The following is a 26,404-nucleotide window of genomic DNA, read 5'->3' on the forward strand; positions in this document are numbered from 1 at the left end:
GTTTCTCTTTTTCTTTCTGGCATTATCCCTGCTGGGCAGGTTGTGTACTGATTCCCTTTATTTCGCGCTCGTAGGCCTGCGCTTTCTTCTCGTCAAACTGATGTTCCCATTTGGCAATCACCAGCACCGCCAGCGCATTTCCCACCACGTTCAGCGCGGTACGTGCCATGTCAAGGATACGGTCTACGCCCGCAATAAACGCCAGACCTTCCAGAGGAATACCGACGCTGCCCAGCGTCGCGAGCAGCACGACAAACGACACGCCCGGTACACCAGCAATGCCTTTGGAGGTCAACATCAGCGTCAGCACCAGCACGATTTCTTGCCCAATCGACAGCTCGATACCGTAAAGCTGCGCGATAAAGATCGCCGCGATACTCTGATACAGAGTAGAACCATCAAGATTAAAGGAGTAACCCGTCGGCACGACGAAGCTGGTAATCGACTTCGGTGCGCCATAGGCTTCCATTTTTTCGATGATACGCGGCAACACAGTTTCTGAACTCGCTGTAGAGTACGCGAGAATCAGCTCATCTTTCAGAATACGGATCAGCATCGTGATTCGCAGCTTACACAGTCGCGCGACCGCACCGAGCACTACCAGCGCAAAGAAGAAGATTGCGGCGTACACCAGCATCACCAGCTTGGCTAGCGGCCACAGCGAAGCGAAACCGAAGTTGGCAACCGTAACGGAAATCAGCGCAAATACCCCAACCGGCGCATAGCGCATGATCATGTGTGTCACTTTGAACATGGTTTCCGACACGCCGCGAAAGACGCTCAGCAGAGGGTCACGATGTTCTTTAGGCAACGAAGATAGTCCCAGACCAAACAGCACCGAGAAGAAGATGATCGGCAGCATGTCGCCGTGTGCCATCGCCGCGAAGATATTCGGCGGAATCAGCGACAGCACCGTCCCCACAAGACTATGCGAACCACTCTGCACCTGCTCGGTGGTCTTTTGATACTGAGAAATATCAACGGCGGTCAGCGTCGACATATCAATACCGTGACCCGGTTGGAAGATATTGGCCAACGTGATGCCAAGGATAATCGCCACCGTCGTGATGATTTCAAAATAGAGGATAGTTTTAAAGCCGATACGCCCGAGCTTTTTAGCATCGCCTACCCCCGCAATCCCCACAACCAGAGTGGCGATAACAATGGGCACGACAATCATTTTAATCAGGCGGATAAAGATATCGCCCGCAGGGCTAAGAATATTACTGATGAGCCACTGGCGACTTTCCTGCTGTTCGTGCAGCACGGCACCGAGTGCAATACCAAGAACCAACGCGATAAGGATTTGCCAGGCTAGGCTGATTTTTTGTGTTTTCATCGTCATTTTCCGTTTTAAACTCCCCGCCATCACAGACATGGCGCTAGCGCGACTCCGGCGCAATACGAACCGAAAAATCAACGTGGAGGTGATTGACTAGTAAGAATATCTGATTAGTTTCTATCGTTATCTTTCTACTGCGATACAAAAACCGTTAACATAATTATTCAATAAAAACGCACAAGTATTTGTATCGCTTAACAAAAATACAGATATAAGTTGTTGTTATAGCAGGAATGCTACTATTCCACCACGCTCAGATCAAGCAGATTGTCGGCACGATAAACCATATTTATGCTGAATCGCACACAGAAAACGGCGAGCATCGCAGTATAAGAAACCACGATGAAATCGAAAGGAAAATAGTAGCCCAGTCAGAAAAAACGCTGGCTGGGCATCAGGTTAGGAAAATGTGTAGTCACTTAGATTTGGTAATCAATCACTGCTTCATCGCTATCAGAGAATACCTTGTCCTTAATATCATCCAGCGACAGTTCTGTATTACACAACTGAATAAATTTCCAGGCATAGTTACGCTGTAACTGGCCCTTTTTTAGCCCCAGCCAGACTGTGTTAGCTTCAAACAAGTGCTCAGCATTCAACCGTACCAGACCTTTGTCACGCACGGGGTCGAATGACATATCAGCGACAATCCCAACGCCGAGTCCTAGCTCAACGTAGGTTTTAATCACATCTGAATCCTGTGCGCTCAGCGTAATATCCGGGGACATACCTACGGCCTGGAACGCACGATCCAAGCGCGAACGCCCCGTAATGCCCTGACGATAGGTAATCAGTGGTTCCGCATTGAGCATTTCCAGCGTAATAACTGGCTCCTGCGTCAGCGGATGGTGCTCTGGCACGATGACCGAATGGTGCCAGCGATAATAAGAAAATGCCGCCAACGAGGAGTCATTAATCAATTGTTCACTGGCAATACCGATATCGGCTTCGCCAGAATGAAGCATCGCCACGATTTCATCCGGCGTGCCCTGATTCAATACCAAACGTACCTGTGGATACAGCGAGCGGAAGGCTTTAATCACTGGCGGCAGGCTGTAACGCGCCTGCGTATGCGTGGTCGCAATCACCAGTTGGCCAGTGTCGTTATTGGTGAAAACATTCGCTAACCGACGAATGTTGCTGGCATCATTCAGAATACGCTCAGCCACCACCAGTAGCTCTTTTCCCGGTTCAGTCATCCCTAACAGGCGCTTACCGCGACGGATAAAAATTTCAATCCCCAGCTCTTCTTCCAGCTCGCGGATATGGCGGCTCACGCCGGATTGAGAGGTAAACAGCGTATTCGCTACCTCGGTCAGGTTGTAGTTGCACCGTGCTGATTCACGAATAATCTTCAGTTGCTGAAAGTTCACCTTTCACTCCCTTGTTCTTTATTACAGATAGCAACATTGATCCAAGTAATGAGAGGCAGAACAAATAAGCAAATGGAGTTGATTATATTTTTTTATACTAACGGTATGTCTGCCGGGATAGATTACCTAACAAGAAATAGACATAAATATTAAAATCAAAAAGTTAGATAAATTCATTTTTATGGCTCACGCAGTGACAATCAACCATTTCGCTATGATTTATGCTTTTCTGATCTATTTATTTCACTACGTTATTCCCGTTTCCAGTATTTCCTCGCATCCTAAAGATAGCGTTCTACTTGAAGCTGGCGCTATGATAACGGGCAGAATCAGCGACAAGGTGGCAGCATGCAGGGCGTACCGGAACACTTTACCGATGAAAGAGACTATGCTCAGTTTCGACACATACCGACGCTGCCCGGCGTAGAGCTTTATCACGCGCATATCTGCCGCTATGCCTTTGAGCCGCACACGCATGAGGCGTTTGGCATCGGTACCATTGACGACGGTGCAGAGCGATTCCGCTACCGTGGTGCCAAACATATTGCGCCTGTCGATTCGCTAGTCTTGATGAACCCTGACGAATTACACACAGGGGAATCTGCCACGGAAGACGGCTGGCGCTATCGCATGATCTACATCCCACCCGATGTGCTGGAGAACATCTCTGGCGAGAAAGGCTGGTGGTTTACCGACGTCGTACGCCACGATCCCACAACCGCACGTCAACTGGCCATGACGCTGGCAGCGATGTGGCAGACGACCGATCCTTTGGCGAGTGAAAGCCTGCTGCTGTCGCTGATTACGCTTTTCCGCCCTCATGCGCGTATTGCACAGCGCCAAATTATTGAACCACTGCACCGGTTTGATGTGGTGAAAGCCTATCTGCGGGAGAATTTCGCTCACACCATTACCTTAAAAGAGCTGGCAGCGCTGGTTTCCCTCAGCCCGTACCACTTCCTGCGCCAGTTCAAAGCTCAGTTTCACGTGACACCGCACCAGATGCTGATGGCTATTAGGCTATATGAGGCCAAACAGATGCTGACGCGTGGTATGGCAGCCGCCCATGTTGCTGTCGCCGTTGGGCTAACCGATCAGGCGCACCTGACTCGCACCTTTGCTCAGCGCTATGGCATCACGCCTATTCGCTATCAAAAGCAGGTGTATCCGGTTCAGCGCGAGTCTTTGTAACGCAAATGCTTTCAGCGCAACCTCCACCGATGACAAACAGCAATATCCTACAATAATTCGTCGCCGACTCTCCCTAGACTGGCACGATGAAATATTGTGAACAAATGGGTTTATCATGCTGATCGGTGTTTTATTTGCCCTTGCCGCCGGGCTAATGTGGGGGCTGATTTTTGTTGGGCCGCTGCTCGTACCGGACTATTCTGCTGCATTGCAGTCCACAGGACGCTATCTGGCTTTTGGGCTAATTGCTCTGCCGCTGGCCTGGCTCGATCGCCGCCGCCTGCGCAAGCTAACCCGCAGCGACTGGCTGGAAGCTACGAAGCTCACCGTTATCGGCAACCTGCTGTACTACTTTCTGCTTGCCAGCGCGATTCAACGCACCGGGGCGCCGATATCAACAATGATTATCGGCACACTACCCGTTGTTATTTCCGTCACCGCCAATGTGTTGTACAGCAAGCATGACGGCCGCGTGGCCTGGCGTCGGCTTCTTCCTTCGCTGTTGCTGATTGCCGCCGGGCTGGTCTGCGTCAATATTGCCGAGATGAAGGGGAATACAGCCACATTCGATTTATGGCGCTACGCCAGCGGCATTGCGATGGCGTTTTGCGCGGTCGTTTGTTGGACCTGGTATCCACTGCGCAACGCACGCTGGCTGCGCGATCACAAAAGCAATACGCCACTTACCTGGGCTACCGCACAAGGTTTAGTCACGCTGCCGCTGGCACTGTTGGGTTATATTCTGGTGTGCAGTCATCTGGCGCTGACGGATGAGACGTTTACGCAACCGTTCGGCCCACGGCCTGAGGTTTTCATCCCGCTGATGATTGCGATTGGTCTATTTTGTTCATGGATCGGCACACTATTCTGGAACGAGGCAAGCCAACGCCTACCGACTGTACTGGTAGGGCCGCTGATTGTATTTGAAACGCTGGCGGGGCTAACCTATGCCTTTATGATTCGGCAATCCTGGCCGCCGCTGTTGACACTCTGCGGCATCGCTTGCCTGATTATCGGTGTAATCTACGCCATGCGGGTGAAACCAGAACCTGTAGTTGTGGAGGTTCAGATTCCGGTTTCACGGACAGAGTAAAAGCACGCCTGACATGCTGTGAAAATAGCCGGCCTTTATGTCCGGCTTGCCAGTTTCTGAAACAGCGCTGTCAGTTGTGCTTCATCCCTTGCGCCTTGATGCTGATCGGTCACCTTACCGTTGGTATCAATGATAAATGACGTTGGCGTGCCGCTGACCTGATAGCGCTCTTTGGTAATGCCCAACTGATCGCGCACCACCGGATACGTCACACTGTGATGCGCCAGCATTGAAGTGATATCTACGCCATCAGGATCGGTGTTGACCGCCACGACGACGACCTTATCGCCATACTCCTTGCTCAGCTTCTCCAGCGTCCCCATTTCGACCATGCAGCCACCGCAGCCCGACGACCAGAAATTCAGGTACACGCTTTTCCCCTGCCAGCGCGACAGATCCACCTGCTGTCCAGCCAGATCGTAGGCTGCCAGCGCAGGTGCTTGCGCCCCGACGCTAACCTGCTCTTCCTTGCAGCCGCCCAGCACGACTACGCCTAGCAGGCAAAGTGCGGTAATACCGTTACGCCATTTCATGATGATTGACCTCTTCACCGAAATACTTACCATGTTGCAGGCGGATAATGCGGTCAGCAAACCGCCCCAACTCAGGATTGTGCGTCACCATGACAATGGTACGCCCCTGCCGATGCAGATCTTTCAGCAGATCCAGCACTCGCTGTTCGTTCTCTTCATCCAGATTTCCCGTCGGTTCATCAGCGAAAATCACGGGAGGCTCATTCACCAGTGCGCGGGCGATACAGACGCGCTGCTGTTCGCCGCCAGAAAGCTGGCTCGGCAAGTGATCCATACGATGCGCCAGCCCAACCTGCTCAAGAACGCGCTGCGCTGCTGCTTCATCCACCACGCTGTGGTAATGCTGCGCCAGCATCACGTTTTCCAGCGCGGTCAAAAACGGAATCAGGTGAAACTGCTGGAATACCAGCCCAATCTTATCGGCACGAAACTGACGCCGCCCTTCCTCGTCGAGCGCAGCCGCATCGACGCCATCCAGTAGCACCTGACCTTCGCTCACCGTATCCAGACAGGTAAGGATGTTCATCAGCGTCGTTTTACCGGAACCGGACGCGCCCATAATGGCGACAAACTCGCCGCGTGCGATGCGAATATTGATATCTTCCAGCGCGGTAACCTGACCAAAGCGTTTGTAGAGCTGGCGAGTTTCAATCACCGCCTCCGCTGCCTTATCCATTTCCTGCGCATTTACCTCTACAGACATCGCACTACTCTCCTTTCAAAACTTTGGCCGGTTCGACATAAATCGCCCGCCGGGTAGGAACCACTGCCGCAACCGCCGCAACCAGCAGAGACAACCCCAATGTGAGCGGGAACACAGGCAAACGCAGTGAAATGGTCGCGTTGAATACCGCCATCCCCAACACCTGTGCCAACAGATAACCCAGCAGCGAACCACATACCACGGCCGCCAACGCGATAATGCCGGTTTCTGCCAGCATTTGCCGGATGATGTCTCGTCCACTCGCGCCCAGTGCTTTTTGTAGTGCAAACTCGCGTGCGCGTTCACCGACAATCGCCATCAGCGTGGTATTCACACACAGTGAAGACAAGACGAGGATCACCGCCGAGACCAGCCCCATCAGTCCTTTGATTTTATTCAGAACCTGACCTTCCGACGCCGACACTTTCAGAATCGGGCGGATCTCCAACTGCGGATACTGCTGCTGGAGTTGGGCCGCAAAACGATCGACCTGCCCCAGATCGTTACTGACACTCAGCAGGGCATTACTGATCGCGCCTTCTTTATCCAACCACTTTTGCGCCAGATCCAGATTCACGATCAGCATGTTGTCCGTCGCATCGCCGGATTCCACAATGCCTTTAATCTGCAAGCGCTGCTTCTCACCGTCGTCCACCAACGTAATACTGTCACCGACTTTAACGTTCAACCGCTCCGCCAGCTTCACCCCGATCATGGCATTACGATCGTCGAAGCTGACGCCAATCCAGTTGCCTGTGACCTGCCAGTACGGTGCCAGTTGGCGCAGCGATTCGAACCACACGCCCATCAGCACCACTTTCTCAAGTTCCGTACGCGCCATACCATACAGATAAGGGCTGGAGGCATTGATTAATCCAGAAGGTGCATTGTCGAGAATCGGCTGAAATGTACTTTGTGGAATGGTGTTGCCACGCGCCGGGCCAATGTAAAAATTCGCACCAAAGGTACGCAGTTCCTGACTCATCTTGGCGTTGATATCGAAATAGACGGCGGACATCGCGGTAACAATCGCCGCTCCGACCGTCAGTGCAGCAAACACCACGCTGACGCGCTGCATACGGAGTCGCAGCGCACGGAACACCAAACGCCAGAACATGCTGTTCATCCAGCTATTAGCGCCCATACAGCACCTCCACCGGATACAGTTTGGCAATCCGGCGCGCCGGGAACCACGTTCCGATGATGGCGATCAGCATTGAGATCACCAATACGCAGGGAATGACGATCCACGCGAAGCTTAACGGTACGCCAAACAGCATCAGGCCAATCGCTTTCGCCAGCCCCCAGCCTGCGACACAGCCCGCGATACCGCCTGCCAAGCCGCTCAATGCCGCTTCCAGATAAAACAGCAGCATGATTTGCCACTGACGAGCACCCAGTGCTTTCATCAGCCCGATTTCTTTGGCGCGTTCCATGATGGTGCTGGTCATCAGCGAGGCGATCCCCATCGCAGAAGCCACCAGCGCCGCAAAGGTCACCACCGCCAATAGCAGTTGGATCTTGTCGATCACCACACCTTCCGAGGCTGCCACCTGCCAGATAGGACGCACGACCGAACCAGAAATCGCCTCTTCTAATTGGTGTGCAATCGAAGACACATACGCCGTGCAGTACCAGAGGTCATATTCTTCGGCGTTGAGCGCTTCCAGATTTTCACGCGCCCGCCGCGATAGTTCATTTTCCGGCACGGTGAGCGCAGACACGCGAATGGCCTGGATTTTACCCGCCAGTCCCAGCAGCGATTGCACCGTTGCCAGCGGCATCACCAGTCTGCTTTCTTCATCACCGCCGCTGCTAAGAATGCCGCTAATTTCTACCGTCGCATCCCCTTTCGAGCCGTGCAGTGCGAGTTTATCCCCCACTTTCCAGCCCGTTTGCGTCGCCAGCTGTTTTCCCACCAGCGCTTGCGCCACATTTTCCGCTGTTACCGGCTCCTGCGGCCACTGCCCAGCAACCTGCCAGTAAGGGCTAACTGTCATTTGCCCGGTGCGATAGTCTTCTTCATCCGGCACTGCGACAGGCTGAGAAAAGAAGGTGCCCAATACGGCAACCGGCTGACCATTGATCTCGACATCACCGCTTAACAGCGGCGCGAAACCGACAATATTATTGCGCCAGAAGATATCTTTGATGTTCGGCAGCTCGGCTTCATCAAGAAAATCCTGCCCTTCCAGCGGATTACTGCGCTCGCCAAACAGTGCGGGTAGCGCAGCCTGACCAGCGGGTTCAATCAAAATATTCGCGCCGTAGGACTTCAGCTCACGCGCCATCTTGTCACCAATATCGATGGACACCGCCAGCAATGCAGAGATCAATCCCGCCGCCAAAAATACGGTCAACACCGCCAGCGATTTGCGCCGAATATTCCTGCGCCAGGACTGGCGTAACAGTCGCCACAGCATGATTATTCCTCCTCCGCCTGTTCACCAGCCGCCGCTTTGGTCGTGGCAAATTTCGCGGGACTTTCGCGGAAGCGGTTATAGTTCGCTTCCGACGAGAAGAAGTACGTTTTACCGCCGTAGCGATATTTATGCTCTGCGTTCACGTTGGTCAGCTTCGAACCATCAACCGGATCGATCACTTCCATCGACACCACCGTCGAGAAGTAGTTAGTGCCAGCCGCCAGCGAGGCTCGTCCAATCACCAGTTCATTATCGTCGTTGCTCCACCCTTCAATCGGCACCGGATTACAGCCACCCGCTTTCCCGATAGAAGGAATGAAAATATGCACACCGCAGGCGACACAAATCACCTGATTGCCTTCCATCACGTAGCCCTGATCGCCGCACAGCAAGCAGGCATCAAATACCACGCCCAGACGCAGGCGATCGGGATAGCGGTTAATGATGAAAAAGCGCACGGCCTTGCCATCATCGGCAATCCAGACGAAGCGGTGCAGTTTTCCATCGCGCACCTGCTCAATAGGAATATGTACTTTGCCATCGGCCGCCAGCGTTACAGGCTGGGCTTCCGACAGACGAGGCGGCTGCGACGCGACCTTGTCCCAATAGAGCTGAGCGAAGACGACAACCAGTAGCGCCGCTGCCGTCGCCAGCAACGTACGGCGCAGATTACGATAGCCTGCCGTCGCTTTACGTTTTTCAATCGCCTCATGCGCGGCCAGCACCTGGCGGCGTGCATACAGCAGAGGCCAGACCAAACTGGCGGCTAAAACCGCCATGACTAGCGCACTGAGGTAATTCAATAAATACGCGCTATTGGTGACGTGAGCCACGTAACTCAGGCGCGGCTTGGTTAGCCCCAGCACCTGTAATTTCATCAGTAGCAGCAGTAGATTACCGCTTATCGGCAACAGCAGAAGTGCGACCAGCAAGACTAGCAGCGGCCAACGCAGTAAACGAATGCGGTGCACAATCATGCCGCACAGCGCGGCACAAAATACCAGCCAGCCAAATGCCAGCACCACGGCGCTGAAATTCAGCAGCAGATCGGTATTCACCACGTGTGTGGTCGTCAACGCAGTCAGATTGGGATCGCTGCCCCAATGCACCGCCGCACCACCGACTAACAGCGACTGCCACAGATAGCCAAAGCGCGGATGGGAAAAACACTGACAGGCAAGAAACAGAATCAAGGCAAGCGCTTGAAGTGCTGTAAACCCAAGCAGAAACGTTTGCCCGTTAGGAAAATGAACGCCAATAAACGTACCGGCACACAGCGCCAGCAGCGTGATCCAGCCCAGCGGCCTGATCGTCGGCGTAGAACGATGGCTCCAGTTCAGCCCTAGCAATAGTGCAATCGGCAGGAAGGATTGAAGTGTCGTGATAAAGAAATAACTCATATGCTCGTCATACTTCAAGTTGCATGTGCGTTGGCTGCGTTTTGCAGGCGCGTCAGTTGGGCGTGATGTTTGGTGGCATCAGCACGCTGACCGAAAAATCTACACCTCTGTGAGCACAACGATGTACTCACAAAGGCGTGAACATGGCCGCGACAGCGCATCGCGGACAGAGGACCTTACTCTATGCCGACATATTTGAAATCAAAGCTGACATCAAACGGTTTCCACCAGCGACCAACGCCTGTTTCACCATCGGTGTGACGGTGCATACCCGCTTTTGATGGCGGATCGATGTGGTAAGTCACTTTATAGTTGCCCACGCCCATCATTTTGATGTTCGCGCCATAGTGTGGGCCATCGCTGGCAACCATTGGCATAAAGGTTCCTTCCTGCTTGGCACCGGTATCGGTGTTGGTAAGGGTGTAAGCAATTGTCAGGAACGGCATCCATTCACCGGCACCGAAACCGTTCTTGTTGCCTTCAGCCGCGTGAATATCCGCTTCCAGATGGATATCTGCTTTAGCCGCAGGCAGCCCCATGCCACGTGGTTCCATATCGATAGGTTGCAGATAAACAGCTGCAATTTCCATTTCGTTCAGGGAAACAGGCTCACCCGCTGGATATTCTTTAAACGCCAATGCAGCAGGCGCGGTGAAAATACCAGCAATAACGGCACCTGCAATCAGACTTTTTTGCATATTCATCAAACCCATCCTCATCTCAGTCGTCTCCCCTCACACTTGTGTCGCTAGGCGATTGGGGTTGTTATGGTTATTTTCTGCTCTTATTGCTTTCAGTATTACATTACCGTCAGATACTCTTTTTATCAGACGGCAGACGCTCTGCGCCGTATCACCCATAGAGCCAGTAATGCAGCGGCAACCAACACCCCTTGTGGAATCAGCGTTTCCACATAAGGATAAATACCCAGCCAGCTGATTTCCGGCACGCTGGTCAGCAATGTCGGCTCAAACAGTTTGCCTTCAATCAGTTCCAACACGCCTTTGCCTGCAAACACAAACGCCATCAGGTACATAAAGCAGCCGGTAAACATGAAGAACGGCTTAAGCGGTAATTTGACGATGGTGTAACGCATTACAAAGTAAGCGATCAGCAGGATCACACAGCCGATGGCAAACCCAGCCAGAATGGAGAGGTGCCCTGCCATATTGTTGGCATCCCCCACCAGCGCGTAGTAGAACAACACCGTCTCCGCGCCTTCGCGGTACACGGCCAGAAAGCTGGTTAACCATAGCCCGATCATGGAACCGCTACTCAGCGAGTGGGACAGCTTGCCTTCCAAATAAGCCTTCCAGTGCCGTGCCTCCACTTTGGATAACAACCAGTAGCTCATGAAGAACAGCATCACTACGGCAATCAGCATCGTAATGCCTTCCAGCAGTTCACGACTGGCACCGGAATTGGTGAACACAAGTTGGAAAATGACAGCGGTAATCACACTGCACAACAGCGCAACGTAAACCGACTGGCGAATCAGCGGCAGTTTGTCCTGCTGATTGTTTTTCACCAGATAGGCCACAATCGCTGCCACAATCAGTAAGGCTTCTAACCCTTCACGCACAATAATCAGCAGGCTGTATATCAACAGGCTCCAGTGCGTTTCACCGCCGTCGCCCAACATGGTGACCGCCTTCGCCAATTCCTGCTGCAACGCATCGGCCTGCCCTTGCAGTTGCTCAACGGGCTGTTTGGCATTCATCAGGCTTACCAGACGAGTGAAATACCCTTCCAGCGTAGATTTGAACGCCGCATCACGAGAACCAATTTTGTTCTCCATGCCGGTGGCTTCAAACAGATCGAAATAGGTGTCTTGCACCGCCATGATGGCAGGCTTAACCTGGCCCTGACGATATTGTGCGATCGCGGCGGCAATGGCCCGATTGATATCGTCGGAGACTTTTGCCCAGTTCGCATCTGGCACTGCGCCGGTATCGGCGTTCGCGACAGGTGTTGCCGTCGCCTGCTGGCTATCGCGCGTTGTCGGCAACCCCGGCAAGGCATCTTCGATATCCTGCAACAGCGTAGTGACCCGATAGGCAACGTCTGTCAGTTGATCGGGCTGGCTGGCTAACGTAATCAGTGCGGAGAATTGTTGATTAATGGAAGCGGCCTGCTGCGCCGAGCGATTCTGTCTGACCGACATTTCCATTTCAGAGTTTTTAAAACCCTGATAGTGCGCCTGCTGCACGCTCTGGCTGGCCTTTTTGTAATCGCCAGCCTGATATTCAGTCACGGCCAGCGCAAGCTGGTCATCGATGATTTTAAAACTCTGCTGCCAGTACGGTGCGATCTCGGAGTTGTCATAGGCACCGTGCTGCTCCTGCGCAACCAGCTTGTGACCTTCCGACAGCACCGGCAGAACGGCATCCAGTTCGCCCTTCAGCCATGAGATTTTTGCCTGCACATCGGCCTGTGGTTTCCCTTCGCCAATCATGCGGCGAATTTCACCGAAGGTCGCTTCTAGCTGATAGCTTTTTTGCGCGGAAATATTGATGCGGATAGGGCCTTCGAGGTTTTCAAATACCTCAAAATAAGCCATTTGAACTTCCGTGCGGGCGTCATCCGGCTTTTGCTTCTCATAGAGCTGAGCAGTTTTATCCAGCCGGGTTTCGATATCTTGAATGAATGAGGCGTAATCGGTCGCGGCAACTGCCACTGAACAGCTAAATAGCCAACACAACAACAGAAGCGTTTTTTGCCAGATAGACATAAGCGTGTGATGAAGCACAAATGATATTTATTCTTATTATCACTTTGAAGTCGCCATCTGTCTTGATTTACGTCACGAAAACATAAGCAATAAAGGGTTTTATATGTAACTAAAGATTTCCAACCTTTGGTTTTGCCAAAAGAACCTCTCCATTTATTAATCCAGCAGAGAAATACCGTTTTTTGATCGCAAAAACGGCAAAATATACCCAATAAAACCAAAGCAATAAACATACCATTATTTAAATAAAATCGGCCCAGCGCTAGAGACAGTCGTCTTAAAATAATGTTTCTTTACACTGGCAGAGTCAGATTTACAGAGAAAATGCCATTTTCCCCCTGTAATCCAAAGCATTAGGCATATTTATGTTAACGCTTTCTACCACTATCTTTGGCTCATCACTCAACAGCCCTTCACACGGTAACCCGACACCAAAGGAACCTGGCAGATTCCTTTCCGCCTTGTTCATTACCAGACTCATTGACGACCTTGTACCCAACCTCGGCATGCGTTCAACGTCTATCGCGTGTTCAACTCCATGCGAATCAGAATTTTTCCCATCCCTCACCGTGACGGCCATGCACCGACAATAGCGGTGTGGTGCCCTGTCCGACAGCGCGGTGAGTCGGAGCGGCAACGGCCGGGCGAGAGAAGGCAGTTTGCAGATCGCTATCCGAGTCCAGATTAAACACGTCCACCACGGCAGACAGTTCGCTCGTTTGTTCATCGAGACGAGCGGCGGCTTCTGCCGATTGCATCACCAGCGACGCGTTCTGCTGTGTGACGCTATCCATCTCGTGAACAGCCTGGCTAATCTGCGTAATACCGCGCGTTTGCTCATCCGTTGCTGCCGCAATTTCACCAATCAGATCGTTCACATGCGCAATGGAAGTGATAATTGCCGTCATCGCCTCACCGGATTGCTTCACCTGCCCGGCTCCGGTTTCAACCCGTGAAACGGATTCCGCAATCAGCGCCTCGATCTCTTTCGCCGCCTGCGCACTACGCTGCGCCAATGTACGAACCTCACCGGCCACCACGGCAAATCCTCGCCCTTGTTCCCCTGCACGCGCCGCCTCAACCGCCGCATTCAGCGCCAGAATATTGGTCTGGAACGCAATGCCGTTAATCACCGAGGTGATATCAGAAATTTGCCGGGAGCTGGCACTGATGCCATCCATTGTCGCCATCACATTGGTGCTGATATTTCCGCCTTTTTGCGCCATATCAGCAGCATCTTTTGCCAGTTGGCGAACCTGATGCACATGATCGGTAGTTTGTCGTACCGTGGAGCTAATCTCTTCCATACTGGCGGCTGTTTCCTGCAATGCCGCAGCCTGCTGCTCTGTGCGACTAGAGAGATTATCGTTGCCATCTTTAATACTGGATGTGCCGTTATTGATTTCCGTCGTGCTCTGCCGGATGACGGTCACCGTATCACGCAGACTTTTCTGCAACTTCTTGATATCGGGAATCAGTCGCCCTGCACAGTTCTTGCCGAACTCGGCCAGTTCACAGCCTAAACGACCTGCTGTCAGCTGCGACAGGTGCGATTTAAGTACGGCAATCGGTATCACCAGATAATTTCTCAGATAATACTCTGTGAAAATCAGCACAATAATCCCAATCAACATAACCACAATAAGCGCATTACGGTTTTTATCATTATGTTCATTCACCGTTGGAATTAATGACGAGGCGGTAATGCCATCCGAATAACGTTTAATATCGTCGCCAAATGTCAGACTGATGGGAGGGTAAACGGATCGGAAAATTTGCCGGAATGCTTCAGGATCGTTGCGTTGCAATGCTGAATTCATCGGATCGATAGAAGAAGAGATCAGCGTGTTCCAGGTATTTTTTACTGCATCAACCGTTGCCTGATTGACACCAACATGCTCCGCTGTCTGGAATTTCTCTAGCGAATCCTTGGTATTTTTTATCGCTACCTGTGCCATTTCCAAGGTCTGCCTGGCGTTTTCTGGCTCGTTACGCTGTAAATAATCCATGGTTCTTTCCATACGCGTTACGGCCCGAAAATATTGATCGGCTCCATAAACCAGATGGGAATACGTTTTGCGCTGAGTCTCACTTTTATCAAGCAAATTGGTGACCTGATAAAGCGAGTAAAGACTAAATCCGGATGCCACTCCCCATGCCACTAATAGGGAAGCCACGATGACCAGCACCATCATTTTTATGCTGACATTTTTTAGAAATTCCATAATGCACTCCGCGACGTTAACAAATATTTCCCGCCTGCCCACGCGGTCAGGAAAGTATTTACTTTTTTTGCTCATGACGGTGCCGCCCGTCATATCGCGCCCTTTATCCCGCGCGATCTAACAGACGTTCTGGAATTCCCTGATCATCACCCATTGGATGGAAAGTTATGCCTAAAAAATTAACGAATAGAATGCGTTATCTTCCCTGGGGTGCCAGTCCTCGTTGTTTTAAACGGCCAACAGGCATAAATACATCAGCCTAGTCGGTGGCACATAAATGAGTATCGTCAAAAACAGTATAGGCATTAACGGGTAAAGAGGATGTATATGCCGCAGCGTTATTTTTCAGACAAACATCCTATGGAAAAAAGCGCCTACCTTCACCGCGTTAGGACCCTTTGTCACGCGCTGAGCATGACCACGATCAGTAAATTAATTTTCTTTATCGGCGATTATTGAAGGTTAAACAACTGCATCCACACCTGCAGTTCTTACGATCCAAAATTTGGCTTTGGAGAACAATCATGCAGAAAGTGCTTACCGTCTGCCCGTATTGTGGGTCAGGCTGCAAAATTAACCTGCTGGTAGAGAACGGAAAAGTGGTTGGTGCTGAAGGGGCAAACGGCGTCACCAACGAAGGTGAGCTGTGTCTCAAAGGCTACTACGGCTGGGATTTTCTCAACGACACCAAGATTCTCACTCCTCGGTTGAAACAACCGCTGATTCGCCGTCAAAAAGGCGCGCCCTTTGAGGCAGTCTCCTGGGATGAAGCCATCGGCTTCGCCAGCTCTCGACTGAAAACCATCAAAGAGAAATACGGCGCTGAGTCGATTATGCATACGGGATCGTCACGCGGTCCCGGTAATGAAACCAACTACGTGATGCAGAAATTTGCTCGAGCGGTAACGGGCAATAACAACGTCGACTGCTGCGCCCGACTCTGCCACGGCCCTTCGGTTGCCGGGCTACAGGTTACGCTGGGCAACGGCGCGATGAGTAACTCTATCTGCGAAATCGAAAAGACCGATTGTATCCTGATTTTTGGCTATAACGCCGCAGACTCGCACCCCATCGTGGCGCGTCGGATCCTGAAGGCCAAAGCGCGCGGAGCAAAAATCATCGTGTGCGACCCACGCCATATTGAAACCGCACGCATCGCCGATCTGTGGCTGCCGTTGAAAAACGGCTCCAACATGGCGCTGGTCAACGCGTTTGCTAACGTGCTGATTAACGAAGGTCACTACGATAAAGCTTACGTCGCCCGCCATACCGAAGGCTTCGAGGAATTCCGCCAGACCGTCGCGAAATACACGCCCGAGTATGTCGCCGACATTACTGGTTTATCACCGACATTGATCCGAGACGCGATGCGGATATATGCCGCCGCGCCGTCCGCCACCATCCTGTGGGGGATGGGCGTGACTCAGTGGGGACAAGGCGTTGATGTGGTCAAAGGTCTGTCCGGTTTAGCCTTGCTGACCGGTAATTTAGGACGTCCGAACGTTGGCGTCGGGCCAGTACGTGGGCAAAACAATGTGCAGGGTGCCTGCGATATGGGTGCGTTGCCTAATATGTTCCCCGGTTATCAAAACGTCACGGATAAGGCAACGCTGGCGAAATTCGCCGATGCCTGGGGCGTGCCTGAGCTCTCTGACAAAATTGGCTACTCGCTGACCGACCTCCCACACAAAATAAAAGAAGGGAAAATCAGAGCCAATTACGTGATGGGCGAAGATCCACTGCAAACCGAGCCGGACCTGTCGATGCTGCGCGATGCGTTCAACGAACTGGAGTTGCTGATCGTACAAGATATCTTCATGACCAAAACCGCTGCCATTGCCGATGTTATTTTACCGGCAACATCCTGGGGCGAACACGAAGGGGTCTATACCGCTGCTGATCGTGGATTCCAGCGTTTTTATAAAGCCGTAGAGCCCCAGGGCGATGTCAAACCCGACTGGGAAATCATCAGCCTGATGGCGACGGCACTCGGTTATCCGATGCACTATAACAATACGCAGGAGATCTGGGACGAACTGCGACAGCTATGCCCGCTGTATTACGGCGCAACCTACGAGAAAATGGCGGGGCTAGGCTATGTGCCGTGGCCATGTCTGACCGAAGACAGTCCCGGCACCCCGTGGCTGTACGCAGGCAATCACTTCGATCGCCCCGGTGGGAAAGGTCTGCTGTTAACCGCCGAATGGCGGCCGCCGATGGAACTGGTCGATGAAGATTACCCGCTGGTACTGTGCACCGTGCGAGAAGTTGGCCACTATTCCTGCCGCTCCATGACGGGCAACTGCACCGCCCTACAAACGCTGGCAGATGAACCCGGCTATGTGCAGGTTAGCCCATATGACGCTGAACGTTTAGGGATACGCGATCAGCAACTGGCCTGGATCTCATCACGACGCGGTAAGGTTATTTCTCGCGTTGCCGTCAGCGAGCGTATCAATAAAGGTGCTGTCTACATGACTTACCAGTGGTGGATCGGCGCCTGCAATGAGCTAACACTGGATCATCTCGATCCGGTATCCAAAACGCCTGAATACAAACACTGCGCCGTTAAGCTAGAAGCCATTGACGATCAACAGGCAGCAGAGAACTATGTACAGCAGGAATATAGCCAGTTGAAAGATCGCCTGCGTACCACCGCAGAAAACGTCAGCTAACCAATAGCGCCCCACTGAACCACCACGAACTCTTTTACGTGGTGGTTTCATCCTTTTCGATGCAAGGCTGTTTTGGCATGGTCAGAACACCATGAGTAAACGGCAATCTTTCCAGTGAAAGATATTAGTAACATTATTTTAAATAACTGATAACAGAAAGTTAAGCAGCAATGGACGTCATTTTAAATAACCGAAACACTGTAAATATTACAAAAAAGAAACAATTTGATTAATAATTACACTTTATTTTATATGATTTTACCAAACAAAATTATCAATAAATAAAAGTCACTATTAAAATAATTAAAAAACTAATGTAATCAAGAAATGCGCTATATATCATTCTTTCGTTGATTGTTTCTTTATTACTACTTAGTTTTTAATCAATTGACCATGTATTTTATTGATGTAATCCACCGCATCATTAGCAACACTAATTCAACACGTTACCCTACCTTCTCTCGCTCTGTAAAAATCAAATCAACATATTGTTTAATAAACAGTTAATGAAAATGATGCCTTTTTCTCGCACTGCGCGCTACATCCCTATTTACCATTATAAGCGGTACGGATATGCATTTTTCGCATGACAAAGATCACAATTACATAACAATCCGCAGAAAAAAAATGTAAAAAGCAAGAATCGTTGTAATATCGGCGGGCAGACACAACACCCCAATAACAGGTCCGGGTGAGGGTTTGGTGTATTCAGGGAAACCACCAGCCATCACGCGGCAATAATATTGTGTTGTCTGAATCAATTCATCAACATGAGGTTTATATGCAAAGGCAGAAGTTACTTGTACAGATAGTCTTGGCTATCGTCCTGGGGATATTAATCGGATGGGCCTGCCATCAGTATCTTGATGGCAGTCGAGCAAAAGAAGTTGCATCTTATTTCAACATGGTTACCGATATCTTCCTGCGTCTGATTAAAATGATCATCGCGCCACTGGTCTTCGCTACGCTGGTTTCCGGCCTGGCAAGCATGGGAGGAAACTCTTCTGCCGTTGGCCGTATCGGTATGAAAGCCATGATCTGGTTTGTCAGCGCATCGTTCATTTCTCTGCTTATCGGTATGCTCTTCGCGAACCTGTTCCAGCCTGGTTCAGGCATGAATCTCGACATCCCTGTACAACAGGTAGCTACTGGCCTGAATACAGACGGGTTTACGCTTAAGAGCTTCATCAGCCATATCTTCCCGAAAAGTATCGTAGAAGCGATGGCGAACAACGAAATCCTGCAAATTCTGGTTTTCTCTCTGTTCTTCGGTTCCGCGCTTGCCTATGTAAAAGGTAAAAACAAACACGCGACCACGATCATTTCCATGATCGAAGAACTGACCAAAGTAATGTTCCGCGTGACCGACTACGTGATGGCACTGGCACCTATTGCTGTGTTTGCCGCAATCGCTTCCGCGATTACCACACAAGGTCTTGGACTGCTTTACGACTTCGGTAAACTGATCGGTGAGTTCTACCTCGGACTGGCTGTACTGTGGGGCGTTCTGTTCCTGGTTGGCTATTTGTTCCTGGGCAAAGCCATCATGACTCTGGCGAAACTGATTCGTGAACCGACCATGCTGGCCTTCGCTACCGCAAGTAGCGAGTCCGCTTACCCGAAAACCATGGAAGCACTGACCAAATTCGGCGTACCGAAAAAAGTCACCAGCTTTGTGCTGCCACTCGGTTATTCGTTCAACCTTGATGGTTCCATGATGTACCAGTCCTTTGCGATTCTGTTTATCGCACAGGCTTACAACATCGACCTAAGCATTACCCAGCAAATCCTGATCCTGCTGACGCTGATGATCACCAGTAAAGGGATGGCGGGCGTAGCGCGTGCTTCTATCGTGGTGGTTGCGGCAACGCTGCCAATGTTCAGCCTGCCGGAAGCCGGTATTCTGCTGATTATCGGTATCGACCAGTTCCTGGATATGGGCCGTACTGCAACTAACGTCATCGGTAACAGTATCTCTACCGCCGTTGTGGCCAGTCTGGAAAAAGACATCCGCGATGATGATGAGGAAGACGCTGTTGACGAAGTCGTCGCCTATCAGGAACCTCAGCAGGCAACGCAAAATAGCTAATGCTAAATGAGTGTTTCATCATAGCGGCCTTCGGGCCGCTATTTTTTTGTCTCTCGTAAGCACAATCCATGCTATCGCAACGTTTATAGTCCAGACGTCGATGACAGCCCTTTCATATAGCGCCAGAATTTCTCAGAAGCCACATTCAGCCGCGCATCAAGGCGGTACAGATAAACCCCCATGCGGATCACGGCATTCTCCATACTGAGGATTGTCAGCTCTTTGTTTTTCAACTCTTCCTGAATCGAATAGTCCGGCAGCCAGGCAATGCCATACCCTTTCTTTGTCATACGTTTGAGCAAGTCGCTCATGGAAGAAACAAAATTAACGGTGAACTTATCGCTATCAACGCTGGATAAGTAACGGCTGACCTGACGCCCCATGTAGCTTGTCTCGGTATAATTGAGCAACGGCACCGATGAGGCGCTCACATCAAACAGTGGTTTTCCTGCACTGTCGCACGCACAGACAGGATAAAGCCGGGATTCGAGTATCTTCTCGTGCATAAAGGGTTCTCCCATCAGATCCTCATTGTAAAATGAGAAAATGAAGTCGCTGCGCCCTTCTTTAAGATTCAGCACCGCTTCATCTACATCGATCGATTCGACATAGAAGATTTTTTCCTGCGGATCTGGCACGTCTTTTAACAGCTCCGGCATGATAAACACTGACAGCGAATGTGCTGCGGCAATAGTGATCTTATTTTTGTAATTATCCCCGCCGTGCAGCTTATTGAGTTGATACTCCAAATCGTCCAGCGTATTGCGGATATAGGCGTGGAACACGCGCCCCTGTTCGGTTAATTGCAGTGGTAGCGCACTGCGGTCGAAAATATCAAACCCGACCGCCGCTTCCAGCGCCTGAATACGCCGACTAAATGAAGATTGTGAGATATTCCGCTTCTCGGCAGCCAGCGTAAAACTCCGGTGCTCTTCCAGCACGATAAAGTCATAGAGCCACTTGGTTTCGATATTGTTCAGCATCACCCTTCACTCAACATACTCAGCATCATGTTTTCGTTCCCCATGCTCGCGTTTTACATCGCTAACAAAGGTTCTTCCCACTGGACGTCGTTAAACCCAGTAAAAGCATAGGGATGCCAATAGTTATGCAAATCATACATAGCAGATGGGAATTTAGCAATTCACATTACCCAACAGTATGCGATTATCCTTTTAATTTCATAATGCTACAGGGTTAACAGCATGAACAGTCTCGTGGGAATTCTTGGTGGTATGGGGCCGGGCGCCACCGTCGATGCGATGCAAAAACTGATCAAAAACACACCAGCGTATCGGGATCAAGACCACATTCCAATGATTGCGGTTTCTATTCCTGATATCCCTGACAGAACACAGTGCATTCTTCAGCACAGCGCTTCACCGTTGGGTAAGATGCTGCAATATATGAAAATTCTCGAAAATGCAGGCGCTGAGTGCATCATTATCCCGTGTAATACCGCACATTATTGGTTTAATGAATTAAAACAACAGTGCCGCGTGGAAATGATCAGCATTATTGATGTGACCTGTCAGGCGATTAAGAACGCCAATACAACACGCGTCGGGTTATTAGCGACGACGGCGACAGTCAAAGCAAGAATTTATCAGGACAACCTGAGCGTCGATAATATTGAATGCTACACGCCGGATGATGCAGACCAACACCAGGTAATGGAAAGTATCTACGCCTATAAATCCGGTGATATTGCCGGGGCCTATAGCATGCTGTCACCAGTAAAAGATCGCTTGTTACAGGCCGGTGTCGAGAAAATCATTTTAGGTTGCACCGAGCTTCCACTGATTCTGGAACAGGAAATCAGAACGTCACCGCAACACTATGTCGATGCGACGGAAGAGTTAATCAAGAAAACAGTCGAGTGGTATTTTACCCACTCACCCAAAAACGAAATTGCCGCCTGACGCCGCACAAAGAAAATCACTCCTGCAATTCACTGCCGCCAAGCGCTACGGCAAGATCGTTGGCGGCTTGCAGCCTCTGCTGCCACAATGTGCTGGATGCCAACTCCGTGCTATAAAACACACTTTGTGCGTTTAACAAGCGCGGTAAGTCATCGGCCCCCGCTCTATAGCGGCTTTCTGCAAGCCGCAACGAGTCCTGCGCCGCAGCCAATTGCGCATCTTGCCAGTGCTGCTGTTGCTGAAAATTAAGAATAGTGTGTAGCGCAGTTTCGACTTCACCAAACGCAGTCAACAGCGTTTCACGGTAAGTGTTAACCGCCATTTTTCGGTTAATTAAGGCGAGACGCTGGTTATCAACACGTGCAGCTCGATCCCAAATTGGTAACGAGATCTCCAGACCACTCCCCCATCCTGGGGCTAACCGAAATAACTGATTTAGCGCCGTAGCACTCAGGCTGGAAGTCGCCGATAGGGAAACCGAAGGAAACATCGCCGCTCGTGCGGCATCAATATTGGCACCTGCGGCAATCAATTTGGCTTCAGCACTTAATAAGTCAGGGCGTTTGCTCATAAGCTCCGCAGGAAAACCGGTGCCAATCTCAGGGATACGCAGATCCTCAATATTTTGTCTGAGCGGCATGAGTTCCTGTGGTGCTCTATCGAGTAGCATCGCCAGCGTTTTACTCACCAGTAAAGATTGTTGATGCAGTTGCAAAAGCATGGTCTCCATTCCCGCAACAAAAGATTGTTGCTGAGCAAGGTCAAGTCTCGCGACAGCACCAGCACGGTATTTCGTTTCCACCAAGGCAAGCAGCCTGCGGCTAATGGCTAGGTTCTGCTCAGCCAACGTTATCTGATTACGGATACCGAGAAGCGTTAAATACTGGGTAATCACCGACGATCGCAACATTAATGCGGTCGCAGCAACATCATAGGATGCAGCTCGCCACAGCGCTTCATTACTATAAGATGCGGCGCGTTTCGCTCCCCACACATCGGCAGAATAAGATAACGACACGCTGGTTCCATAACTCTTGTTGCGCTGATGCTCTCCCCAAACACCCGAAAGGTTTTTAGAAAATGCACTATTAACTTCTGGCGTTTTCGACATCTGGCTACTCTGCCATTGGATGCGGGCTTGCTCCATATTCTGGCGAACATTATCGAGATTACGATTGGCCAACAATGCCCCTTCCAGCAACGCGTTCAGTTCTTGACTACCAAAAGCCTTCCACCACGCCTTAGCAGGCGGTTTCAGTACTGAAGCGGCATCAGTTGACCAGGTATCTGGCAACTCAGAGGCAGCATCATCAGGAATCGGCAGCAGTGTACAACCAGCACACAGCATCGCCGAGGCTAAATAGCTGACTTTCGTTACCGCCTTCATTCCTGATTCAAGGCCATAACGGGATCGAGCCGTGCCGCTTTACGAGCGGGTAAGTAGCCAAACAGAAGCCCGGTGGCAATTGCACTAAAAAAGGAGAACAAGGCAGGGAAAAAACCCAGTTGTACGGGTTTACCGAATGTGTGAACAATTTGAGCAAGAAAGCATCCTGCCAGTAACCCTACAACGCCACCACTCAACGCCAGAATGACGGCTTCCCATAGAAACTGGAACTGAATATCCTGCTGTCTAGCCCCCACGGCAAGACGAATACCGATCTCCCGTGTACGTTCAGCGACAGACATTAACATCACGTTCATCACGCCAATTCCGCCCACTAGCAATGAAATAGCCGCAATGGAACCCAGCATGGCAGTCATGATATCCATCGACTCTTCCTGAGAACGCAAAATAGCCGCTCGATTGATGATGGTGAAATCAGGCCGCTGATGACGCGCTGTCAGCAGGTCATTAACCTCGCGTTCCACGCTTCTTACCGTTTGTAAAGAGCGAGCCTTCAATGTCACGCTATCGATGTTCTGACGCCCGATTACACGTAAACGCCCCGCACCAAAAGGCACGATAACCGCCTGATCAAGGTTACCGTTCATATCGGCCCCGCCTTGTTCAGCCAGTATTCCTACCACCGTGAATGGAATGTTGTTCAATAAAATGTCGCGGCCAACCACATTTCCAGCCGGAAAGATGCGCTGAGCAACCTCTGACCCCAACACAGTAACCGACATATTCGCATATTCGTGCAAAGGCATGATAAACGTCCCTGCACGTAGCCCCCAGTTGTTGACCGACATCGCCTCAGTAGTCGTAGCAATAACGGAGCTTTTTAAATTAAATGCCCCCTGCCGCACCGTGGCTTGCCCTGTCAGCATGGGAACTACCGCATCAACATCTGGTAACCGTTTGAGCGCCTCAATGTCTGAATCAGTGATACGACCCGCAACCATATCGGCATCAATGCTCTGCGGAATGACGGTCATTAACGTACTGCCCAGCCGCGATAAGGTTTTTGACATTTCTTGTCGGGCCCCTTCTCCTATCCCGAGCATCACGAGAATAGAAGCAATGCCGATGGCAATACCCAACAGCGTCAACGCACTTCGCAATGGAGAGAACAGCAGAGTCCGCCAAGCCTGACCCAATAATGTATAACGGTCGGTTTTCCCTCGCTCCGTAACAGGCTGATACGTGCGTGTTGCAACCGCCGGAGAGGAAACCGCACGGACGGTATCAGAAACGATGCGCCCATCGCGCAATTCGATAACACGGCGGGCGCGGTTCGCCACATCCGGGTTATGTGTCACTAAAATAACGGTTCTCCCCGAGGCTGCTAGCGTCTCTAATAACGCCAGTACCGACTCACCGTTAGCACTATCAAGCGCACCTGTCGGTTCATCAGCTAGCAACACCTCCCCGCCGTTTATCAGTGCTCGGGCAATAGACACACGCTGTTGTTGCCCCCCCGAAAGCTGCTCTGGTTTGTAGGCAAGGCGATCGAATAACGAAAGCTGTTCTAATAATGTCTGTGCATGTTCATGACGCAACCTTTTTTCCAGGCCGGAATAGACCGCAGGGAGCTCAACATTTTCCTGCGCACTAATCCCTGGAATAAGAAAGTAACGCTGGAATACGAAACCAAAAACGGTGCGGCGAAGTTGTGATAATTGGTCAGTGCTTAACTGGGAAATATCCTGCCCGGCAAAGCGGTAAACGCCCTGAGTTGCGCGGTCTAAAGCACCAAGGATGTGCATGAGTGTAGACTTCCCCGATCCAGATGGACCAATCAGGGCAACAAACTCACCGGCATTGATAGTCAGGTTGATATCTTGCAGTACGCTAACGTAACCTCGAGCATCGTCACCATACTGTTTGCCAACACCAGATAAGCTGATTAGAGGAGGATGATTTACCATAGGGGATGACTTTCCACAATTTGCGGCAACGGGGGCAGCAAAACATGTTCACCGAGCTCCAACCCAGAAGTAATTTGAGCCAGCACAGGCCCTTTTATACCGACCTGGACTAAACGGGGAATTGCGTTGGCGCGACTGCCTTTTGGCGGAAGCACCTCAACCTGAAAATGACCATCGGGGCGGAGCGTTAATGCAGAGATCGGAACACTTATCGCCTGCTTCACCGCATTCACAACAAGGTAGACCTGGGCGCTCATATGTGACATTAAGCGACCGTCTGCGTTATCAATATCGAAAAGCACGGTGTAAAACACTGTTTCCATCATGGAATTACCGCCAGTGTTTCCGCCACTCATTGTACTATCCTGACTTCCTTGTGGGGCTGGCATGATCTGCTGTAATTTGGCTTCCCAGCGCTCTTTCGGATAGCCAAGAACACTGAAATATACGGGCATTCCGATACGAAGACGGGGAATATCCGCTTCAGAAACACGAACGGATACCGTCATCTTTGTCAGATCGGCAATCCGCATAATGACGGGAGTTTGCTGTACCGCATTAAGCGTTTGCCCAGGCCGAGCCTGTAATGACACAACGGTACCCGCGATTGGCGCATAAATCTGGGTATATCCCAGTTTTACTTTATCCCCTTTTAGCGTCGACTCCGTTTGACGCACCTGAGCCTGGAGACTTTCCAACTGTGCTTGTGCAATCCGCAAGTTAGCTTCGCTACTCTGCACATCTTGCTCGCTGGTTGCCCCTTCAATCAGCATTTTCCTTTGTCGGGTATTCTGGTGTTGAGCCAACTCTAATTGTGCCATTTGCTGGCGAATAGCCGCTCGCTGACTATCGAGTAACGCACTATTCGCCTCAACGGTCGCGATTTGCAATGCCGGATCAATCTGTGCGACAAGTTGTCCCTTTTTGACTATCGATCCCGCCGTCACAGCAATATTCTGAATTTGCCCTGAGACCTGAACCCCAACATCGACATACTGCATCGGGCTTAACTGACCCGCAGCCGTCACAACATCGTCAATATCAGCGTAGGAAACCTCAACACTACGACTATTCGCAAACTCGGTCTGGCCGAAAAAAATTCCCACACCCCAAAAAGAAATAGCAATGCCGAGCATTCCCAATACCAACAATAGACCGAGAAATCGCTTTCGCTGCTGTATATTTATTCCAGGTTCCATGTTTAACACTCAATATTCATAATAATGTCTGGTGTTGGCTTATAAAAATAAAAACCACAAAATTATTTGACCAGCATTCCGATAATAAAAAATAACCGGCCAGATAATATGTCATTCGAAATATGATAAATATATCGAGTATGCCCTAGATAATTCGAGTTGCGTGAAGGCGGTAACCGAGCGACAAATC

General features: G+C 50.8%; 19 protein-coding genes. 5 read left to right on the forward strand and 14 right to left on the reverse strand.

The annotated features are described in order from the left end of the window. Positions 1–22 precede the first annotated feature (22 nt). The gene (gene gltP, locus CLR69_RS08565) at positions 23–1,339 is read right to left on the reverse strand and encodes a glutamate/aspartate:proton symporter GltP (protein ID WP_129703937.1); all 1,317 of its coding nucleotides are present in this window, start codon (positions 1,337–1,339) and stop codon (positions 23–25) included. 422 nt (positions 1,340–1,761) lie between these two features. Then, positions 1,762–2,715, reverse strand: coding sequence for an HTH-type transcriptional regulator Cbl (gene cbl / locus CLR69_RS08570; RefSeq protein ID WP_129703935.1), 954 nt, complete (start codon positions 2,713–2,715; stop codon positions 1,762–1,764). Between the two features lie 348 nt (positions 2,716–3,063). On the opposite strand from cbl, the gene CLR69_RS08575 reads away from it, so the two are divergent. Beyond that, a complete protein-coding gene (locus CLR69_RS08575; protein WP_129713289.1) occupies positions 3,064–3,906 on the forward strand; it encodes an AraC family transcriptional regulator in 843 nt (280 codons plus the stop codon). 115 nt (positions 3,907–4,021) lie between these two features. Continuing rightward, positions 4,022–4,999, forward strand: coding sequence for a DMT family transporter (locus CLR69_RS08580; protein WP_129713290.1), 978 nt, complete (start codon positions 4,022–4,024; stop codon positions 4,997–4,999). Between the two features lie 35 nt (positions 5,000–5,034). On the opposite strand, the gene CLR69_RS08585 is transcribed toward CLR69_RS08580, so the two are convergent. The 8 genes from CLR69_RS08585 to CLR69_RS08620 form a co-directional block, all read right to left on the reverse strand. After that, positions 5,035–5,532, reverse strand: a complete 498-nt coding sequence (locus CLR69_RS08585; protein ID WP_129713291.1) for a TlpA family protein disulfide reductase — start codon at positions 5,530–5,532, stop codon at positions 5,035–5,037. Next, positions 5,519–6,235, reverse strand: a complete 717-nt coding sequence (locus tag CLR69_RS08590) for an ABC transporter ATP-binding protein (RefSeq protein WP_129713292.1) — start codon at positions 6,233–6,235, stop codon at positions 5,519–5,521. The genes CLR69_RS08585 and CLR69_RS08590 overlap by 14 nt, the downstream gene beginning before the upstream one ends. A 4-nt stretch (positions 6,236–6,239) precedes the next feature. Then, a complete protein-coding gene (locus CLR69_RS08595; RefSeq protein WP_165346010.1) occupies positions 6,240–7,379 on the reverse strand; it encodes an FtsX-like permease family protein in 1,140 nt (379 codons plus the stop codon). Further along, positions 7,369–8,658 carry an ABC transporter permease gene (locus CLR69_RS08600; RefSeq protein ID WP_129703924.1) on the reverse strand — a complete coding sequence of 430 codons (1,290 nt, stop codon included), beginning with the start codon at positions 8,656–8,658 and terminating at the stop codon, positions 7,369–7,371. Before CLR69_RS08600 ends, CLR69_RS08595 begins: the two co-directional genes overlap by 11 nt. Positions 8,659–8,660: 2 nt before the next feature. After that, positions 8,661–10,058: a Fe-S-containing protein gene (locus CLR69_RS08605; RefSeq protein WP_129713293.1), complete on the reverse strand. Its 1,398-nt coding sequence runs from the start codon at positions 10,056–10,058 to the stop codon at positions 8,661–8,663. Between the two features lie 176 nt (positions 10,059–10,234). Next, a complete protein-coding gene (locus CLR69_RS08610) occupies positions 10,235–10,762 on the reverse strand; it encodes an iron transporter (RefSeq protein WP_048259467.1) in 528 nt (175 codons plus the stop codon). Positions 10,763–10,884: 122 nt separating this feature from the next. Further along, positions 10,885–12,789 (reverse strand): FTR1 family iron permease, encoded by a 1,905-nt coding sequence (locus CLR69_RS08615; protein WP_129713294.1) that lies wholly within the window; start codon positions 12,787–12,789, stop codon positions 10,885–10,887. 545 nt (positions 12,790–13,334) lie between these two features. Next, positions 13,335–15,014: a methyl-accepting chemotaxis protein gene (locus CLR69_RS08620; protein WP_129713295.1), complete on the reverse strand. Its 1,680-nt coding sequence runs from the start codon at positions 15,012–15,014 to the stop codon at positions 13,335–13,337. A gap of 524 nt (positions 15,015–15,538) precedes the next feature. Between CLR69_RS08620 and fdhF the strand changes: the two genes are divergently transcribed. Both fdhF and CLR69_RS08630 read left to right on the forward strand, forming a co-directional pair. Next, the gene (fdhF, locus tag CLR69_RS08625) at positions 15,539–17,689 is read left to right on the forward strand and encodes a formate dehydrogenase subunit alpha (protein WP_129713296.1); all 2,151 of its coding nucleotides are present in this window, start codon (positions 15,539–15,541) and stop codon (positions 17,687–17,689) included. 781 nt (positions 17,690–18,470) lie between these two features. Next, on the forward strand, positions 18,471–19,778 hold the full coding sequence (locus CLR69_RS08630) for a dicarboxylate/amino acid:cation symporter (RefSeq protein WP_129703915.1): 1,308 nt from the start codon (positions 18,471–18,473) through the stop codon (positions 19,776–19,778). A gap of 83 nt (positions 19,779–19,861) precedes the next feature. On the opposite strand, the gene hypT is transcribed toward CLR69_RS08630, so the two are convergent. After that, positions 19,862–20,761, reverse strand: a complete 900-nt coding sequence (hypT, locus tag CLR69_RS08635) for a hypochlorite stress DNA-binding transcriptional regulator HypT (protein ID WP_129703913.1) — start codon at positions 20,759–20,761, stop codon at positions 19,862–19,864. A gap of 222 nt (positions 20,762–20,983) precedes the next feature. Here hypT and cuyB point away from each other — a divergent pair, with 222 nt between their 5' ends. After that, the gene (cuyB, locus tag CLR69_RS08640; RefSeq protein ID WP_129713297.1) at positions 20,984–21,700 is read left to right on the forward strand and encodes a cysteate racemase; all 717 of its coding nucleotides are present in this window, start codon (positions 20,984–20,986) and stop codon (positions 21,698–21,700) included. A 16-nt stretch (positions 21,701–21,716) separates the two neighbouring features. Here the strand turns inward: cuyB and CLR69_RS08645 are convergent, their stop codons facing one another. From CLR69_RS08645 to CLR69_RS08655, 3 genes are read right to left on the reverse strand one after another with little or no spacing between them, the layout of a single operon-like run. Continuing rightward, positions 21,717–23,087, reverse strand: a complete 1,371-nt coding sequence (locus CLR69_RS08645) for an efflux transporter outer membrane subunit (RefSeq protein WP_129703909.1) — start codon at positions 23,085–23,087, stop codon at positions 21,717–21,719. Then, positions 23,084–25,015: an ABC transporter permease gene (locus tag CLR69_RS08650; RefSeq protein ID WP_129703907.1), complete on the reverse strand. Its 1,932-nt coding sequence runs from the start codon at positions 25,013–25,015 to the stop codon at positions 23,084–23,086. Before CLR69_RS08650 ends, CLR69_RS08645 begins: the two co-directional genes overlap by 4 nt. Continuing rightward, positions 25,009–26,214, reverse strand: coding sequence for an efflux RND transporter periplasmic adaptor subunit (locus CLR69_RS08655; protein ID WP_129713298.1), 1,206 nt, complete (start codon positions 26,212–26,214; stop codon positions 25,009–25,011). The genes CLR69_RS08650 and CLR69_RS08655 overlap by 7 nt, the downstream gene beginning before the upstream one ends. Positions 26,215–26,404 lie beyond the last annotated feature (190 nt).

The organism is Pectobacterium zantedeschiae (genome assembly GCF_004137795.1).
GTDB classification, from domain to species: domain Bacteria; phylum Pseudomonadota; class Gammaproteobacteria; order Enterobacterales; family Enterobacteriaceae; genus Pectobacterium; species Pectobacterium zantedeschiae.

Excerpts from the sequence above, each read along its gene's own strand:
- CLR69_RS08620 (WP_129713295.1), bottom strand. The coding sequence starts at position 15,014 with ATGGAATTTCTAAAAAATGTCAGCATAAAAATGATGGTGCTGGTCATC.
- CLR69_RS08585 (WP_129713291.1), bottom strand. The coding sequence starts at position 5,532 with ATGAAATGGCGTAACGGTATTACCGCACTTTGCCTGCTAGGCGTAGTC.
- CLR69_RS08645 (WP_129703909.1), bottom strand. The coding sequence starts at position 23,087 with ATGAAGGCGGTAACGAAAGTCAGCTATTTAGCCTCGGCGATGCTGTGT.
- CLR69_RS08580 (WP_129713290.1), top strand. The coding sequence starts at position 4,022 with ATGCTGATCGGTGTTTTATTTGCCCTTGCCGCCGGGCTAATGTGGGGG.
- CLR69_RS08650 (WP_129703907.1), bottom strand. The coding sequence starts at position 25,015 with ATGGTAAATCATCCTCCTCTAATCAGCTTATCTGGTGTTGGCAAACAG.
- hypT (WP_129703913.1), bottom strand. The coding sequence starts at position 20,761 with ATGCTGAACAATATCGAAACCAAGTGGCTCTATGACTTTATCGTGCTG.
- CLR69_RS08590 (WP_129713292.1), bottom strand. The coding sequence starts at position 6,235 with ATGTCTGTAGAGGTAAATGCGCAGGAAATGGATAAGGCAGCGGAGGCG.
- CLR69_RS08610 (WP_048259467.1), bottom strand. The coding sequence starts at position 10,762 with ATGAATATGCAAAAAAGTCTGATTGCAGGTGCCGTTATTGCTGGTATT.
- CLR69_RS08630 (WP_129703915.1), top strand. The coding sequence starts at position 18,471 with ATGCAAAGGCAGAAGTTACTTGTACAGATAGTCTTGGCTATCGTCCTG.
- CLR69_RS08615 (WP_129713294.1), bottom strand. The coding sequence starts at position 12,789 with ATGTCTATCTGGCAAAAAACGCTTCTGTTGTTGTGTTGGCTATTTAGC.
- CLR69_RS08595 (WP_165346010.1), bottom strand. The coding sequence starts at position 7,379 with ATGGGCGCTAATAGCTGGATGAACAGCATGTTCTGGCGTTTGGTGTTC.
- gltP (WP_129703937.1), bottom strand. The coding sequence starts at position 1,339 with ATGAAAACACAAAAAATCAGCCTAGCCTGGCAAATCCTTATCGCGTTG.
- fdhF (WP_129713296.1), top strand. The coding sequence starts at position 15,539 with ATGCAGAAAGTGCTTACCGTCTGCCCGTATTGTGGGTCAGGCTGCAAA.
- cuyB (WP_129713297.1), top strand. The coding sequence starts at position 20,984 with ATGAACAGTCTCGTGGGAATTCTTGGTGGTATGGGGCCGGGCGCCACC.
- CLR69_RS08655 (WP_129713298.1), bottom strand. The coding sequence starts at position 26,214 with ATGGAACCTGGAATAAATATACAGCAGCGAAAGCGATTTCTCGGTCTA.
- CLR69_RS08575 (WP_129713289.1), top strand. The coding sequence starts at position 3,064 with ATGCAGGGCGTACCGGAACACTTTACCGATGAAAGAGACTATGCTCAG.
- CLR69_RS08605 (WP_129713293.1), bottom strand. The coding sequence starts at position 10,058 with ATGAGTTATTTCTTTATCACGACACTTCAATCCTTCCTGCCGATTGCA.
- CLR69_RS08600 (WP_129703924.1), bottom strand. The coding sequence starts at position 8,658 with ATGCTGTGGCGACTGTTACGCCAGTCCTGGCGCAGGAATATTCGGCGC.